At 44.5% G+C, this 14,735-nt stretch carries 13 protein-coding genes; 12 read left to right on the forward strand and 1 reads right to left on the reverse strand.

The genetic code is table 11. The features are described 5' to 3' along the window. The first annotated feature begins 78 nt into the window (after positions 1–78). The 5 genes from OLM33_09525 (at position 79) to OLM33_09545 (ending at position 3,979) form a co-directional block, all read left to right on the forward strand. Entirely contained in the window at positions 79–303 is a 225-nt protein-coding gene (locus OLM33_09525) for a helix-turn-helix transcriptional regulator (GenBank protein ID MCW1713892.1), read from the forward strand. Next, a complete protein-coding gene (gene dcm / locus OLM33_09530) occupies positions 300–1,595 on the forward strand; it encodes a DNA (cytosine-5-)-methyltransferase (GenBank protein MCW1713893.1) in 1,296 nt (431 codons plus the stop codon). The genes OLM33_09525 and dcm overlap by 4 nt, the downstream gene beginning before the upstream one ends. Further along, positions 1,595–2,320, forward strand: coding sequence for an NgoBV family restriction endonuclease (locus tag OLM33_09535; protein ID MCW1713894.1), 726 nt, complete (start codon positions 1,595–1,597; stop codon positions 2,318–2,320). Before dcm ends, OLM33_09535 begins: the two co-directional genes overlap by 1 nt. 87 nt (positions 2,321–2,407) lie before the next feature. Beyond that, positions 2,408–2,737: a hypothetical protein gene (locus OLM33_09540; protein MCW1713895.1), complete on the forward strand. Its 330-nt coding sequence runs from the start codon at positions 2,408–2,410 to the stop codon at positions 2,735–2,737. Between the two features lie 828 nt (positions 2,738–3,565). Next, positions 3,566–3,979 (forward strand): helix-turn-helix domain-containing protein, encoded by a 414-nt coding sequence (locus OLM33_09545; GenBank protein MCW1713896.1) that lies wholly within the window; start codon positions 3,566–3,568, stop codon positions 3,977–3,979. 104 nt (positions 3,980–4,083) lie between these two features. Here OLM33_09545 and OLM33_09550 read toward each other — a convergent pair whose 3' ends face one another. Further along, positions 4,084–6,951, reverse strand: coding sequence for a hypothetical protein (locus tag OLM33_09550; protein ID MCW1713897.1), 2,868 nt, complete (start codon positions 6,949–6,951; stop codon positions 4,084–4,086). A gap of 515 nt (positions 6,952–7,466) precedes the next feature. Here OLM33_09550 and OLM33_09555 point away from each other — a divergent pair. The 7 genes from OLM33_09555 to OLM33_09585 all read left to right on the forward strand — a co-directional run. Beyond that, entirely contained in the window at positions 7,467–8,036 is a 570-nt protein-coding gene (locus OLM33_09555) for a hypothetical protein (GenBank protein ID MCW1713898.1), read from the forward strand. Positions 8,037–8,050: 14 nt separating this feature from the next. Beyond that, the gene (locus OLM33_09560; GenBank protein MCW1713899.1) at positions 8,051–8,308 is read left to right on the forward strand and encodes a hypothetical protein; all 258 of its coding nucleotides are present in this window, start codon (positions 8,051–8,053) and stop codon (positions 8,306–8,308) included. Between the two features lie 454 nt (positions 8,309–8,762). After that, a complete protein-coding gene (locus OLM33_09565) occupies positions 8,763–9,248 on the forward strand; it encodes a hypothetical protein (protein MCW1713900.1) in 486 nt (161 codons plus the stop codon). A gap of 385 nt (positions 9,249–9,633) precedes the next feature. Further along, complete coding sequence (locus tag OLM33_09570; protein ID MCW1713901.1) at positions 9,634–10,464, forward strand: metallophosphoesterase; 831 nt, start codon at positions 9,634–9,636, stop codon at positions 10,462–10,464. Positions 10,465–10,647: 183 nt separating this feature from the next. Next, positions 10,648–12,258, forward strand: a complete 1,611-nt coding sequence (locus OLM33_09575) for a hypothetical protein (protein ID MCW1713902.1) — start codon at positions 10,648–10,650, stop codon at positions 12,256–12,258. Positions 12,259–12,638: 380 nt separating this feature from the next. Further along, the gene (locus OLM33_09580) at positions 12,639–14,288 is read left to right on the forward strand and encodes a Fic family protein (protein MCW1713903.1); all 1,650 of its coding nucleotides are present in this window, start codon (positions 12,639–12,641) and stop codon (positions 14,286–14,288) included. A 263-nt stretch (positions 14,289–14,551) separates the two neighbouring features. After that, positions 14,552–14,735: hypothetical protein (locus tag OLM33_09585; GenBank protein ID MCW1713904.1), on the forward strand; the 184-nt coding region annotated here is incomplete at its 3' end.

Here is a 14,735-nt window from a genome sequence, read left to right on the forward strand (position 1 = left end):
TTTTGGGAATAATCTCTTGATTTATGGCTTTCAATGTGCTATTATGTATTGTAACTAACTATGCACGGGGGTATTGTAGTGTCTATAAGTTATAATAAACTATGGAAATTGCTTATTGATAAACATATAAATAAAACCGAGTTAAGAAAAGCGGCGGGCATAAGCACAAACGTAATAGCCAAGTTAGGAAAAAACGACCCCGTTTCAATGGAAACGCTGGCTAAAATATGCACTGCTTTGAATTGTGATATAGCAGACATTGTGGAAATGAACGGCGAAATAAATGCGGAGGTAAAGCAATGACTACCCACAACACAGTAAAATTTATTGACTTGTTCGCGGGTATCGGCGGCATAAGAAAAGGCTTTGAACTTGCTTGCGCCGAAAGGAGCTTGCCGACCGAGTGTGTTTTTACGTCTGAAATAAAGCCTTATGCCGTCGATGTATTAAAGCAGAACCACCCCAACGAGGAAATCCACGGCGATATAACGAAGGTATCAGCGGACGAAATACCCGATTTTGACTTTTTGCTTGCAGGTTTTCCCTGTCAAGCCTTTTCGGCAGCGGGTAAACGGTTAGGCTTTGAAGATACGCGCGGAACCCTATTTTTTGAAGTAGCACGAATTATTAAGGAAAAACAACCTTATGGGTTTGTACTTGAAAATGTCGAGGGGTTAGTCAATCACGACAAAGAAAAGCCGGGCGATAAAATAGGAAAGACTTTGACCGTAATTTTAGAAACTCTTAACGATTTAGGTTATAAGGTATCGTGGAAAGTCCTTAATGCTAAGTTTTTTGGCGTACCGCAAGAGCGTAAAAGAATATATATTGTCGGTACAAAGAAAGCAGCCCCGGATTTAGAGCATTTCAAACATATGCGCCGCAATCTTAGTACAGTATTAGAAAGCGGCTTGCCTGTTTCAGACAGTAAATTTGTACAACTTGTTTTAAGTCACTATCCCCTAAAAGACCTGTACGGCAAGGCTATTAAGGACAAGCGCGGCGGCGATAACAATATACATAGTTGGGATATTGAGTATAAAGGACCCGTTAGCCCCGAACAAAGGGCTTTGCTTAATTCTATGTTGAAAGAACGCAGAAAAAAGAAATGGGCGGAGGAATACGGCATAGACTGGATGGACGGTATGCCCCTAACGATAGAGCATATACGCACATTCTACAATCACGAACAGTTAGAAGCAATGCTATCCGACCTTGTAAAAAAAGGCTATCTCAAGCAAGAACACCCTAAAAAGAAAGATGGAAACAGACGAGTACAAGACACTACTTTACCATTGGGATATAATATTGTTACTGGTAAAATGTCTTTTGAAATAAACAAAGTGCTTGACCCGCAAGATATAGCACCTACCCTTGTTGCTATGGATATGCAACATTTATTCGTCGTTGACGGCGAGGGTTTACGAACCCTGTCATTGCGGGAGGGGTTACGACTTTTCGGTTATCCCGACGACTTCAAGTTTGAAACTTCCCAAGAAAACGGGTATGACCTTTTGGGTAATACCGTTGTTGTACCCGTGATTAAGGAAGTAGTAGCGCGAACCTTAAATATCTATTGCGGGGGTAATGAATAATGCGTTTAACTGCACAAGAGGTTTATAATAAGCTTATTGACGACGACAAAATTTTAGAGTTGCAAGGGCAGATTAAATTTTATTTTGGTGATGTGGATATAATCGTCAAGCAAAAAGACGTTGTAGGGAATATTATACAAGAGTGGTTGCAAGGATGGCTTGATAAACGCGGTATAGAATACACGTTGTCGCAAAACACTCAAATGCCGCCCGACTTTTATCTTAACCCCAATAATAAAACGATTCACCTATTAGAAGTTAAAGCATTTAATCGTTCTGCAAGTCCGGGCTTTGATATAGCCGATTTTAGAATGTATGAGGAAGAAATCATAGACAAGCCCTATATGCTTGACGTTGACTATTTGATTTTTGGCTATGATATGAGCGACGCTGGAATAGTTACCGTTAAGGATTTATGGATAAAGAAAGTTTGGGAAATAACCCGCTGTATGGCGAATTGGGCGTTGAATTTGCAAGTAAAACAAAATGCCGTTCATAAAATACGCCCCGGCGTTTGGTATAGTACGCAGCGTGGGAATTTTCCTATGTTTACTTGTCTTGAAGATTTTATAGCCGCCGTTGAAGAAACAGTATATCAAAATCCAAAAACGCACAACGAAGCGGCAAACTGGAAAAATCGCTTTTTAGCGAGCTACAAAAGGCATTATGCCCGCGACTTGAATGTTCCCCGTTGGAGTGATATTGCAACAAAATATAGGGGTTAGCGAACCGCCTATCTTGTCGCTTTACAAAATATTATAGAGTATCGTTTAGTATAGCGTTGTTGATTTAAGCGACAAACAAGCGACAAAATGAAAGCGAAACACGGCATAAACCCAGTAAAATCAAGGGTTTATGGCGTGTTTTATATAGTCTTCTTCAGAGAAGACGTTGATTGGATCTATTTTATTGAAGCTGTTACATCGGTTGGTCCAATGTCCCAAAAACGTGTTAATGACATTAATAAAATGACCACCAACGTTAAAAGTGGAAAGATATTTGTAACCGCATTCCCAGATTTAAAGACTTTCAAAAAATTTTCTGAATCATTGGCATGGGAAACAGAAGTTTGGCTTTCAGATAGACCAGAACATATGATACACTTCAATGGAGACAAATTTCTAGGACCGTATAAGAAGTAGCCACACCACTTTTCTCTCTCACTTATCGGGTATTATCATCGGGAACCTCCAAGCAGATATAAGCAACAAATATGCAACAATTAATAATCAGAACAGATAAGATGACGCAAGCATGACCAAACCCCACAAAAACCCTTTTAGTGGGAAAGCTCTAAAGGTGGGTAGGGTGTTGATAATAGCATACATTATGGGACTATCCTAGATTTTGTGTAAAGTTCCAACAGGTGCAAAATGAGGCGTTTGAAATATGGGTCCGGTGCTGTTTTTCAGCTCCGGACCTTTTTTAATTATACCCAATAACAAACAGTCGAGCATAGCCATATTTTCAGGCTAAGCATTCTATCTCTAATATTGGGAATCTTCTTCAGAGCCTGCCTTCGAAAAATACCTCCAGCTGGGAGTGGATAGTACCCCAGTCCTTACGGCGCCCGGTCCATTTCTTGGTTATGTCCATCATTGCCAGATAGAGCATCTTTAGCAGGCTGTTGTCTGTAGTGTTTGTTGTAAACTAAAAATCCCGAATTGCAAAGTAAAAACCCCCGTTTTGCAAGCTGGAAATCCCCAGAATTGCAAAATGGTCATTGAAAGCACGACCGAAACCAAATACCCTTTTAGTGCGACGAAGCTCTAAGAGGGAGGAACGGAGGATGCTGACAATGACCAAAATCGATGATACCGGACAGGGTTCAGAGGACCAGACTCCTGGCGCGATCCCATTGATATATCCCCCCCCAAAAAAACGCCAGGCACGCTTCCAGTGGTTTATGGTAAACGTTTATTTTCATCAATATATTCATAACAACATACAATTCAAAAGGAGATGTCGCTATGAATATGAATACTTGCTGCTGCAATGCGAACCAAGCGCTTTTAACAACATCCGAAGCCGCGTTATACCTTGGAGTGCCGGTCAGCTATCTTATCTGCGCCAGGTCCCCGAAGTGCCCGGGTTCCCTCGTTCCGCCCCCCAAATTCGTCAGGTTGCGGGCGGAGAAAAAAGGAGCGAAATGGATCCGTTATCCGCGAGTTGAACTTGACCGATGGCTTGAAGCACTACCGCTGCAGGAAAAAACGGAGATGACTAAAACGGATATTTCGGCAGGGGGAGAATTATCAAACGATAAGTTCAGAGGCTGTCTATTTACCCTGACTCTTATAAAGGGGATAGCAGACGCGAACATCAATTCCTCACTCCTTAAGAGTCTGACAGCGGAAAGTACAGAAAAGAAACAGGACAAGTAAAGACAACGACAGAAGTAGAAGGAGAGGGTTTAACAGCCCTCCCTCCACCCTCTCCTCAGTATCATTCTTCAAAATATGATATGAATCATTCCCGTAACTTAAATTTAAACTGCCACGCTGGTATCATCGTCTTCGTCAATAACACTCTCTTCCTCCCATGACCAATCTTCTTCATCGATATAATTTTCGGGAGACGGATCAACGGCAGCCGGTATTTCCATGGGGGAACCGGATTGTTCTATTGGGAATAAAAGTTTTTCGAATTCCACCCCGTCATCCGAGGACGACCCTTCTTCATCGATACAATTTTCGGGAGAAGGATCAACTGGAGCCGGCATTTCCATGGAAGAAACGGATCGTTCTATTGGGAATAAAAGTTTTTCGAATTCATTTTCATTGCCCGAAAGGCCAACTTTAAGGGCAATATCCCTGATCACTTTTCTTGATTCTTCACAATCCGGGATACACCCGAAGACAGGCGCTTGACGTTTGTAATTTTTTAAATCTTTTAGTCCAAGCAACGCAGCAACTGCTTTATAGGATCTTCCGCCGAAATATCTCTTTTTATCCATTCTGGCGATCACCCTTAAAACCATCATCTCGGTCACCCTGAATAATCCATTCTTTTTGGGCACCTTCACATTATTTTTTGCACAAGAGATCAACAAATGAAGGTCTTTCGGTTTAACCATTTCGCCCAAATCCTTCTTCCTGTGTTTAATAACGGTGCGCGTTTTCAAAACATCGGACACTGTCGCCGGAGGCAAAGAAGAAAGACCGTCTTGAGAATATACACGTTTTCCGTCGGGTGACAGGGAAGCCTTTTGAGTAGTTATCAGGGATATGAGATCAAAAACCTTGCCATCAAGGATCTCGCGCATGCTCGGCAGTCTCTTTTTCTGAATCGGCACTAACTTATCGCTCGCGGCGATCTCTCTTATTTTATTATAGTCATCCACCTGCATGCCGGAAGCTGCTTTACATTGCTGGACCCCTTCCCAGGTCAGCCAGTTTACCCTTGTTTTGTAAGACCCGACCTCATCTCCAACATGCTTTATCTCAAGCCAGTTCCCACATCCCATTTTATGCCGGGCTTTTATCATCAGATGAATTGGATATTCACTTTCGAGATGCTCTAACAGCGCTGGATCAAGGAGCTCTTCAATTGAGGGAGGGACGACAATTCCGTTGTCGTCTGTTTTGATTTCAAAACCTTCCGGAAGGGGCACCTCAGCGATGAAGCCGTCTGTCGTCGCGCAGACAACCGAGCAGCCGTCAGCGTTGCCGATAACGTCTATTGCGGAGGAAAGTGCGGCGCGGACCAAACCTGTGCAGCTTGAGGCATAGTATACGCATGATATCGGGGAAGGGCCCAAAGTACGAGATTCATTCCGTGTGATGTCAAATACCTTCCGTTCCTTGATCCCCTGTGCCATCTTGCCGTACAACGTGTTGCTGACTTCTTTCCACATGCGCTCTTCAAGCGTTCCCTTAACCGATTTTTTCCTCTCTTCAGTCAGTTTCTTGAACACGCCGGCTAAAGTAAAAGCGTCTCTCTTACTCTTAAATCCGGTGTATGCATTGATCGTCACAGAAACTTTCCCGGTCGATAAGGCGTACAGCAACTCGGGCATTGTACAGTAAGTACAACCCTCGAGCGGATAAATCAGGCCTGCATCGGTATAACAAGGGATAGACGGGAATAAAGTATCCGGATCCCACTTGAAGTCAAGGCTGAAATAATAGTGAGGGACGTCAGAAATGTCGCATAAGTCCATATTAAGATACTTTAATAATTCGTCCACGGACTGCACTTGTATTTCATCATACCTTACAGACACGGAATTGAAGTCGATATCCCCGCATGCGGCAAGTGCTGTCGGATATGCCCCAGAAAAGTCCAAGTCCAGGAAGACCTTGCCGGGAGAGGCCTTACGCTCGCCGCAGATAAACGATATGTTCAAACCCCCATAATAAGAGTCGCTGCACAAGGTTTTATTCCATGAATATTTATCGGTATATTTATAACTTTTGCGATTGTGACCCTTGGAATCTGTATAATTTGTAATTTCTTTGCCCATCAGGCGCAGCAACGGTTCATTATCGATGATCTTTAATATGGGCGTTTTAGGGATATTGTTCATATCCCTGATTATCGAATCAAAACACTTTACTGAGAGGTCGCCAAGCGTAACAGGAAGGCACGGCGTGCCTGTCATCAAATATACCTTATGGAGAAATAGAGCCTCGTATTCAAGTGTCGCGCGAATATCGCTCAAGGCATAATGAATGAAAAGATCTCTGTTGTCCCTCAACAATCCCTCCATATCCTTGATCCAATCACCAATTGATACCTTCTTAATAAGTGTCATCTCGGAAAGCTTTTCAAGACCGCGGAATCCTGCCGGGGCGTGTAAATATGTGTCACAGCTGCGGAACAGAACTTTGACATAATGGCTGCCTTTCAGGGGAACGGATTTTATTACCTTGGTCCGAAAACAAGCAGGAACCTTGTGAACCTCCTTAAAAAATGAAGAGACATCCTTGCGATCTTGAAAAAGGCTCCACTCCATAATTCCATAGTGTGTGAGCTGCAGTACGTTGGCTCCATCAGCTTTCGTGCGCCCCAACTCCGCGAGCCCGATGGCATTTGAAATGATGTCCCTCAGGCGAAGCCTTTTACCGTTCTCGGGAAATACAATACACTCACGGTATGTCCGTTTCTTGATATTCAACGCTCCGATTTGATAGCTCAAAACTTTATTCCGCAGATTTCCCAAATCATCGGTATAAGCCTGTGTCTCTGCGTCCAGAGAATAGACGATATCGTAACTGTTCCAGGGTTCAGGTATGCCGCCGAGCGCTCCGGTGATATCGACTGGGTTGTCAATAACACACTTATTGGTGAAAAACACATGTTCTGGATCGACTATGCTTTTAAATTCTCTTTCGTTGTTTTTAACTTTTGACATGATGATTCGCCTCCGAAGGTTTTTATTTGACTCCTTCAGAATTTATTTGGCGAAATAGTGTTATTCCACGAAACGGAGAAACGTGTATTCAAACCGTTTAACGGACACAAATCAATCATTTAAGGAAAAGACCTGGACAAAGCGTCCAAGAGGGCAAACAGATGCAGAAGGTGCAGAAGGTGGCGGTTGGATGGCTCCCTTTCCTTTTAAGGCGGTTTGTACACCTTTCTTCCGTACGGTTCGTTGGGATTTATAGGAAGCTTGGTATCACAGGGTTTTAGAGCCTCTTTGTCTCTTTGAAGGCCTCTGTTAACCCCGGTTTTTTACCGTTTATTTTGGCGGTTTTCGAGTTTTTACGCCAAAATTAAGCCGTCAGCCGGGCGGTTATTCCTATCTTTTAAAGGTTGTATACTGAAACTGTATACGGGACAATGTCCCTCCTGCGGGGGTGCATAGCGCTTTGTTCGGTAACGAAAAAAAGCAAAAAAGAAAGTTGAAGGCAGAGGTGGATATTTATGGACCTTAAAGATATAAAAACAAAAAGGCTGAGCGACATAGAGAAGAAGATCTTCTTCCTGACCTGGCTTAACGAGAAACTGAAGGCGGAAGGAAGCTGCGCGCTCCCTGTGCTTGTCGGCGGAAGCGCCGTACAGTTATATACCGGTGGCAACTATATGTCCATAGATATGGATATATATCTTGATGACATACTTCCGGCTACTAATCTTCTTAAAGAACACGGGTTTATTAAGACAGGAAGGCACTATTTTTCCGTTGAATACGACCTTCTGGCCGAGTTTGTAAACGGACATGTTCCTGAAAAGATAAGTGAAATAGAGTATATGGGGAAGACCGTTCTTATATCTTCTTCTGAAGAAATGATTATTGATAGGCTGAACGCTGCTAAATGGCGTAATATCCCGAAGGACCTCGAATGGGCCAGGGTAATGATATCAACGGGGGCCGGAACGGGACTGAATATGGAATATCTGCGCAGAAGAGCCGCTGAAGAAGATATAGAGGATTACCTCGAAGTTGCATTTCAAAAAAACGCCGAAATAATGGCAAAGGATCTGGATATATAATTGGGGGTGAGGATATGGAAGACAAAAGTAAGCCAATTAAATTCGAAGACCTAGGACTCTCGACGAGAGACAGACTTAAGCTTCCGAGCCGGCGCGGGCTTTCGAGCAAGCCGTGGAGCGATGACCAGATGCGTGCCTTTATTGAACGGCAAAAACACGTTCCATCGATCCTTGCTGAAATGGGTATAAGAATAATAAGGACAGTTTCGTATAGCCAGCTGAAGGAAGAATGGGTTCAGGCTGATTTCGGATCAGTATCTCTGGAAGAATAGCATCACAAATAAAAACAGTTTAGCGGTCGGCCCAAAATATTACAAAAAAAAAAGTCATAGCCCACTTGTTTAACGCTGGTCAAACGTAGTATAATTATCTGACAACAGAATAATGCACGATACCTTGGCTCTTTTCCTATTCCGTCACATTTTTTAATTTGATCCACACACACGGAGGAATAGGAACATGAAAAAAACAAACTGGGAAAAGAGCAGCGGTATGCCATTCAAACACTTTCCTGATGTCGTTTATCCTTCTGTATTCGATATTTATGTTGGTGTTTATTTTTTTTGCATTACGAGAAAATGCCTTTGGATCCCGCCAATACAGCAAATCCCATCAGATCTCCTTAATAATTCATAACACATCATGATCAACGGCGTGCTTTTGACAAACTCATTTTAATGTCAAATGTAACTGTAGTTCTCTATATTTATTGAGGAGGGTTTCAGCATGGAGAAAAAACTTGACAGAAGCGGTGTCCTGATAACGGGTGGCTTCAAGGATCTGGTGCACGAAATAGCTCAGTTGACCGAGATGGCCGGTGGTTGGAGGAACTTCTATACAGACGATCCCGCTGATACTATGCAGACAGTTTTCCTCTGGTCACGCCTGAGGGACGAGAGTATGGGACTTTTCGACGATGTTCCGAACACCCTCCTTAAAAGGCTGGAAATATGGGGTGATTCGATCGATGAGAAAGTCGACAGAGACGACATCCTTCAGGTATATCACGGGGTTTTGGTAGACGGTCTGGTCCACAGCAAGCCGATGATACGCTTTCGGGTCACCCCCGATAACGATTATTTTCTGCTTGATTACGAAACGGACTTCCCCGAAGATGGCAGCATGGCTCCCAAGATATTGCAGGGGCATGATGCCGTTGACATCACACAGGACTGGATTTTTGAGATGGGCAGTTTCCACGGGTTCGTTTGAAAAATCGTCGTTGGCAGGCAAGCCCGACAAGGGGTGAAATCCCTTGTCGGGCATCTGAAAGTTTTAGAATAAATAGGTTTGAGGATCTTGAGATAAATTTAATAAAAATATTTAATAAAAATAGGCTTGACTATTTCTACTATTTATAGTAAGCTCAAGTATTGCTTAAACAACAAGCATGAATATTTCAACGTTGTATAATGTCCGGTGTTCCGCAGCCGAAAATGCGAAATCTCCTAAGGCCGACGGCGCTGCCTTAATAAGCGCGAAAGAAACGAACGGTGCTCCGCTGCCGTACAATAAATGCGGACTTTAATTAATCCGCGGGAGAATTATTTCTCTCCTGAGGAATTAAAAGAATCAGACGGAAAGGAACGTGCAGGGCATGAGACTTATCATCACAGGAGATACGCACGGAGACCCGGTCAAAAGATTCAGGGCTGTCATGGACAGTATTAAGGCGAACGAGGATACCGAATATACCTTTACAAAAAACGACCTGATGGCCGTGGTCGGCGACTTCGGTGTCATCTGGGGTCCCGATACGCCCAAGCAGGGACGGATAGAAAACAGGATCCTTGACGAGCTCGAAGCCATGCCGTTCACCACTGTGTTTATCGACGGGAACCACGAGAACTTCGACCGCCTCCGCGCCTTCCCGGAAGAGGAACGTTTCGGAGGCAAGGTCGGTGTCTTGAGGTCTTCGGTCCTCCACCTGAAACAAAGGGGGCATGTCTATGATTTCGGTGGCATGAAGACCTGGTGTTTCGGCGGCGGAATTTCCATAGACAAGATCCTGCGCAGGGAAGGTACTTCCTGGTGGGCGGCGGAGGAACCGAGTAAAGAGGAATATGAATACGGGATCAGCCAGCTTGAAGCAAACGGCTGGAGGGTAGATATGGTGCTTACCCACGCCGCGCCGACAAGGGCACTGGACTCACTTGATCTCAAACCCCTTCTCACAAAGGACCTGGGGTATGAACCAAACCTTTACGATCCGCTTTCTCCGTACTTTGAGCAAGTGACGGAGAGGCTGGATTTCGACAGATGGTCTTTCGGACATTACCATAAAGACGATCCGGAACTAAGTCCCATTGAAGACTTCATTTCGGCGCCGGACGGACATAAGTCCTACTCAGCCCTTTATTCCATGGCTCTGGTGTATGAGATCTTCGATCAGACGGTATTTCCTGAAAATGATTTGAAGATAGCGTAGTTATAATATTTAGTCGGTATTATTTAAAAGAGAGGGGGCTTAAATCGCTCCCTCATTGATATCTTTTAAATCTGAAGAATAAGAGTTCAAAACGAGTATCATTACTCATTTTTCCTCACCTTTAAAAAGCGCTTTTTGCGCGAACCGGATCACGGCAGCCCTTAACTACGGAGGATAATTTCAATGAGATCTACGGGATTTATAGGACCGGGAGACGAGGTCATGCAGCACTGGCTTGCCCGCATACGGAACAGGGCCGAGGCTCTGGCCTCAAGGCCCGACATCATAACGGAGGATTTCTACAAGCGTTCCGTATCAATGAGCATGAAGCTGGACCCCAAAGGCAGGTACCGCCTAGCGAAGCGCCATATATCAAAGGACTGCTTCTACAGGAGAAACAAGAGATTTGATGTAGTAGCGTTTCCCGACGGCGACAGCCTCGTGCGTTCCGGGCTCCCGCTTGACCGGATGTTCTTCTCCGCAGGCGACGTCAAGGGCGGGGTGAAAAAGTCGGCTGCAATAGGCATTGCATCGGACGACTATGATGAATATTTTGAATTTATGCCGCACGCCACAGATATTGACTTTCTCGCAGAGGCCCTCTTTATACCCTCTGTTACCTCTTTGGACAGTTTTAAGGACTATATTTCGGACATGATCATGTCAGGCATCAGAAGATCGCCTGAGATGTCCCAGTGGCTGTGGGAGGCCGCTTCGTCCTCAATCATCAGGGCACTTGCGGGATGCGCGTTCAGGCTCTGGGACTCTGAGATCAGATCCGCGGGAAAAGATCCGGAGCTGCCGAAGCTCACCCCGATATTTGCCTCCCTTGCGTTTGATTTCGGACGGGAACTCCTGGGCGAAAAGAATTCGGGATTCTTTACCGATTTCCGTTCAGCCAGTATGACACCGGACGAGAGAGGGTGCCTTAAAGATTATACGGAAAGGTTCCCGGAAGGACCGAGAAAGGTCCTTGGGGCCTTCATAAAGGAGGCCGTACGGGAGCTGAACACCATGATATGCAGAAACGGCGGCAGAAATACCGCCCTGTACATGGCCGGAAGCGCCGATACAATAATGCTGAGGACGGGATATACAGGCAGCATGGACCACTTTATCCCCTGGATCGTGCGGACTGCCTCCATGTTCCCGGATACCATAATATATGCGCTCGCCCTTGAACGCTGGACCAAATTCCAGCTTGGATCTTTTGAGAGGGCCGTCTCGGAATGCAGTTCGGGTACCCTTGTCATCTGGACATCGGCCCAGGAGTCCGCTGTTCCGGCATTTCTGCTCGGAAATGACGTTGCGACCAGAGATGCCTATGAGGAGAGCGGCTTCTGCTTCCGTTCGGCAGCTCCGGAACCCCCTTCGACCTATTTTAAAAGCATAGGGGTCACCGTTCCTGCCTCTGGCAGGCTTGACAGCGGAGACGGCAAAAACATGCTTTATGAAATAGGCTTTGTGTCAAAGGAGCTCGGCGAGTGCATCGCGCGCGAAAGACGCGATCCGTTCGGAGGGACGCAGGTGAATATCCCGAAAGAGGATATGCCAGTGCTCTCCCCGTACATGACGCTGCCGGAGGACACCATAGAGAAGGCAAGGTACAGGGCGCTCAAGGCGCTCCGGTATGATCCGGAAGACATAAGCAAGGCCATACTTATTTCAGATGCCGTGCCTGATTTTTACGGCTGGATATCCGATGCCATGGAAGACCGCGCAAAGGTGCCGAAACTGGACTACGAGAAACTTAAAAAGAAACGAAAGGAACGAGGGGGTAAAGACAACTCCTAACAGAATCCAGAGCATATCTATTTAATCAAAAGCGCTTGATATATAGATGTCATGTGCTTGGTAAGAGAAAGGCATACTAATGGTAAACACTGCATCGCGCTTCGAATTATAAAAAGGCTTGAAAATATTAAATTTAAACTTATTGTGCGAATTATCAGAAAAAGGCAAAAATTCGCCCAAACGAAACAGAGTGAACAGTTTCACTAATAGGTTAAAGTGAAATTAACACTGACCATATCAGAATCTACAGGTTTTAGAGGTTGGATTTAGACCCTGATTTTGCACATTTATTTTTCAAAATGCACAAAAAAGTTGCAGAAAAAACGCCATTTCACAAAGTGCATGTATTGCAGCAGAACATGCCGGAACAGGAGGCTATAATGTTTACATTAAGGAATTATCCGCTTCACGATAAGATAGATGTCCTTAAGGAAAAAGGGTACAGGCTGCTGGGCAATGTGTGGCTCTGTGACAAGTATGGGCTTGACCCGATCAGCAAAATCAAGTGCAACGTAATTGCAAAAAACAGGGCTGAATACGAAAATGACAACAACAGTGTCTGGATAGTAAAAAACAGACCCGGGAGCGTCTTTGATGAAGTTTATGATTCAATAGGCGCCCCGGAACATACGTTTTTTGCCATAGCAGGCGAGGAATTCAATCCCTATATCCTCAAAAAGACGTTCCTTGCGTTCACTTCGGAAGAGAGATCGAAGTTCGAGGCCATTGTCAATGAAAGTCCCGAAGGGGCGGTAAACAGGAAGGCAGGCTACCTGTACGAAAAAATAACAGGGGATTCGCTTGATTTCTCAGGAACGGAAATTCTTGAGGCGCGTTACCGGCCTCTGCAGGACCTATTGAATAAAGATTTCTATTATACGCTGACAGAGATACCGGAGAGCCGTGTAAATGCAAAATACAGAATAGCCGACAATACCCTGGGCGATCTCAGCGTGCTCTGTCCGATAGTCAAGCGGACTGAACGCCTTGACAGGTACTCTTTAAGGAATTACGGTGCTGAGCTGCTTAATGTATTTGTTAAGACAGATAAAAGGCTTCTCGATACAGTTAAGGACATCATGTTCTTTAAAGAATCTATAATGTCGTTCAAGGTAGAAGGTGATACGAAGAGTAACAAAAGGGTTAGAAAGTATGAAGGTATACTTAAAAAGAACGGGGCTGCTGTCAGACCACTGACAAAGAATAAGCTGATAGATTTACAGAATAAGATCGTAGACAGTCTTTCTGTAAACTATGACTACAGGGACAAGCAGAATTTTATAGGCGTCAAGGGAAGGGGGGGCAGGGCTCCTGTGATAAGTTACGTAACCCCGTCTCCCAAAAACGTTTACGAACTTATGGACGGATTTATTGACATCCACACGACCCTTACTGCCGATATGGGTATAGATCCTGTTGTTGCCGGATCTGTGTCGCATATGGTGTTTACTGCGATACATCCCTTTGAGGATGGGAACGGGAGAATATCAAGGCTCTGCTTCCATGATATGCTTGCTTCGCATAAATATGTGCCGGGAGGCGCTATATTCCCCATATCCGACATAATAGGCAGCCGGAAGAACGACTATATACAAGGGCTTGAAGATGTTACATGCAAGATAACCAAAAAATGCACCTTTGACGCAGATGAAAATAATTTCATAACTGTAAAGGGAAATGACCCTGACCTGTACCGTTATCTTGATGTGACACCGTTTGCGGAGACTATGTACTCCATTATGCAGGATACGATGGATTACACTGTCAAGGAGATACTTAAAGAGGCTAAAATAGTCACAAGGGTCAAAGACAGTATTGGGGAGATAGCTCCCCTTATGAGCAAAAAGCAGATCAATAAATACTGCCAGATGGCGCTGGAGGAAGATGGGTATGTCAGTGCAAACGCAAAAAGAAAAATATTTTTTGATGTTAACCCTGAGACCATAAGTAAGCTTCAGGCAGAGACCAAAAAGATTATACTTGAAATAGAGCGGCTTGAAGATGATGAATATCCGGAGCCTTCCCTGTAGGAGAAAAATTATGAGCAAACAACGTCCTGAAAATTTGAGTGAAGCTGCAGTTACAGGAGACCTCCTTGCATACGATGCGAGATTTCGTCATTAAGGACAACAAAGACTTTTTGTCTGTTACATATCCCTTAAAGAGGTGTTTCTCCTATGACAGTTAAATAGGATGCTTATGCCCATAAAAAAAAACAATGCGGCACTGGATGATCGTTGGTCAAGATGACAGGTAAAAAAAACACCGCAAGTGCGGAGAAAGGTGAGGTTCAATGGCTATTGGATCCTACGATATTATGCTAAGCGATTTTTTCAGGAGAATAAACTCAGCAAACCGGTCTGAAACATATGCTAGGCACAACAGAAAAACTACTGTGCTAAACGCGGCTAACAGAAAGTATGCGGCAAACCACGGGTTCGAGGCGCCGAGAACGACAATAATATATCCGTCAAAAA

Source organism: Synergistaceae bacterium DZ-S4, from assembly GCA_025943965.1.
Classification (GTDB): Bacteria; Synergistota; Synergistia; order Synergistales; family Synergistaceae; genus Caenicola; species Caenicola nitritireducens.

Excerpts from the sequence above, each read along its gene's own strand:
- dcm (MCW1713893.1), top strand. The coding sequence starts at position 300 with ATGACTACCCACAACACAGTAAAATTTATTGACTTGTTCGCGGGTATC.
- OLM33_09535 (MCW1713894.1), top strand. The coding sequence starts at position 1,595 with ATGCGTTTAACTGCACAAGAGGTTTATAATAAGCTTATTGACGACGAC.
- OLM33_09540 (MCW1713895.1), top strand. The coding sequence starts at position 2,408 with ATGAAAGCGAAACACGGCATAAACCCAGTAAAATCAAGGGTTTATGGC.
- OLM33_09545 (MCW1713896.1), top strand. The coding sequence starts at position 3,566 with ATGAATATGAATACTTGCTGCTGCAATGCGAACCAAGCGCTTTTAACA.
- OLM33_09550 (MCW1713897.1), bottom strand. The coding sequence starts at position 6,951 with ATGTCAAAAGTTAAAAACAACGAAAGAGAATTTAAAAGCATAGTCGAT.
- OLM33_09555 (MCW1713898.1), top strand. The coding sequence starts at position 7,467 with ATGGACCTTAAAGATATAAAAACAAAAAGGCTGAGCGACATAGAGAAG.
- OLM33_09560 (MCW1713899.1), top strand. The coding sequence starts at position 8,051 with ATGGAAGACAAAAGTAAGCCAATTAAATTCGAAGACCTAGGACTCTCG.
- OLM33_09565 (MCW1713900.1), top strand. The coding sequence starts at position 8,763 with ATGGAGAAAAAACTTGACAGAAGCGGTGTCCTGATAACGGGTGGCTTC.
- OLM33_09570 (MCW1713901.1), top strand. The coding sequence starts at position 9,634 with ATGAGACTTATCATCACAGGAGATACGCACGGAGACCCGGTCAAAAGA.
- OLM33_09575 (MCW1713902.1), top strand. The coding sequence starts at position 10,648 with ATGAGATCTACGGGATTTATAGGACCGGGAGACGAGGTCATGCAGCAC.
- OLM33_09580 (MCW1713903.1), top strand. The coding sequence starts at position 12,639 with ATGTTTACATTAAGGAATTATCCGCTTCACGATAAGATAGATGTCCTT.